Source organism: Psychrobacter sp. (genome assembly GCF_049295055.1).
GTDB lineage: Bacteria > Pseudomonadota > Gammaproteobacteria > Pseudomonadales > Moraxellaceae > Psychrobacter.
The window spans coordinates 1-1,573 of record NZ_JBAQQF010000088.1 but is presented as its reverse complement, the minus strand read 5'-3'; the positions used below and the strand labels follow the sequence as shown (position 1 = coordinate 1,573).

Annotated in this window: 2 protein-coding genes; both read left to right on the top strand. The window is 39.7% G+C overall.

The features are described from left to right. The coding region (locus WAZ74_RS13245; protein WP_422308773.1) for a hypothetical protein at positions 1-210 on the top strand (210 nt) is incomplete at its 5' end. Positions 211-339: 129 nt separating this feature from the next. Next, a complete protein-coding gene (locus tag WAZ74_RS13240) occupies positions 340-1,098 on the top strand; it encodes an IS5 family transposase (protein WP_422308772.1) in 759 nt (252 codons plus the stop codon). Positions 1,099-1,573 lie beyond the last annotated feature (475 nt).

Here is a 1,573-nt window from a genome sequence, read left to right as displayed (position 1 = left end):
GCTGCTCCCAGAGGCTATCGGTTAATGCTTGTCTGGCCATCTTTTTTATATGCCTCTTATTTTATAAAGTGTACGCCTTATTTTAGAAGATATATGCGTGCTTTCCAATTAGGGACACTCCCTAATACTAAGACCAACCTCTTAATTTCTCATTATTTCATTGAGAGTATTCGAGGCGTTGATAAGCTCATATTAGCTGATTACGATTGATATTGTTGGCTAAACCAAAAAACGAATATATCCGATTACTAGGGGCTGTATAGAATTGAGGAATAGTTGAAAAAAATAAGCAACGCCTTACAATCTTGTTTACCACAACAAAGAGAAAAGGCGTCACTTATGGCTCGTACCATGCTTAATGATGAACAATGGCAAAAGCTGTCTGGTATATTGCGACAAATCAACATATATAACAAGCCCAATCTAAGACGAACCGTTGAAGCGATGCTGTACCGTATCCGTGTTGGCTGTCCATGGCGTGACTTACCGCACAGCTTTGGCAACTGGTCGAGTATATACCACCAATACCGCTATTGGCGTAAAACAGGTAAATGGCAGCAACTGATGACCATAATGACCGCAGACTATGATAGCGAATGGCTGTTTATAGATGGTAGCGTGGTAAAAGCACATCAGCACAGTACAGGCGCTGCCAGTTGTTGTGATGAAGCCATTGGTAAAAGTGTTGCTGGTAACAGCAGCAAGCTGCATCTTATGGTTGATGCTTGTGGTAACCCTGTCCATGTGGAGCTGACAGGAGGCCAAGTACATGATTCTAAAATGGCTAACACTTTAATTAGAAGTACCATCAAAAAAGAGACTAAGGCGGTTATAGCAGATAGAGGCTATGACAGTAGCGACATAAGAGAGTGTATCTTTGAGCACTGCGCTGAGTCTGTGATACCAGTTAAGTCAAACTCAAAAAGTAACAACAATACGCTAAATTGGTACTTATACCGCTGTCGCCATTTGGTAGAAAACGCCTTTGCTAGATTAAAACACTTCAGAGGTATTGCCACACGCTATGATAAGCTTAAAGACAGTTATGAAGCTGCTGTGATGCTAGCCTGTGTCTTTATTTGGCTGCCGCTGATTTGAATTCTATACAGCCCCTACTTTTATTTTGAGCAATTTAGGATAATATTGAATTCCTGACCTCAAAGGAATGACGATAGTAACGATAGAATAGCACTAAATCAGCAATTTGAACTGTTCGAGATTGCCAATCATCGTATTGGTATTTTTCAAAGTAATAAGAAGATTAATAGTTAGGTTGCTTGCTGAATAGTCTCCCTGAACGTCAATTATGGCACAATATAACTACTAAAAAACGCCGTGTTGTTCTACGACTCATAATTGGTCGTCAGCAAAGTATCAAACAGATGAGACAGCTCAAAAATCAGTAATTGGGATTTTATTTTGATACTATGTTTAAGATAAAAAGGCTTTTTTAAGAAAAAACATCTATTTTAATTCGCAAACCCCAGCCAAAGAAAACCCCCTTACACTTTCGCGTAAGGGGGTTTTACTTTTAGAATAGAGAGCTGACGATGACCTACTCTCACATGGCCGG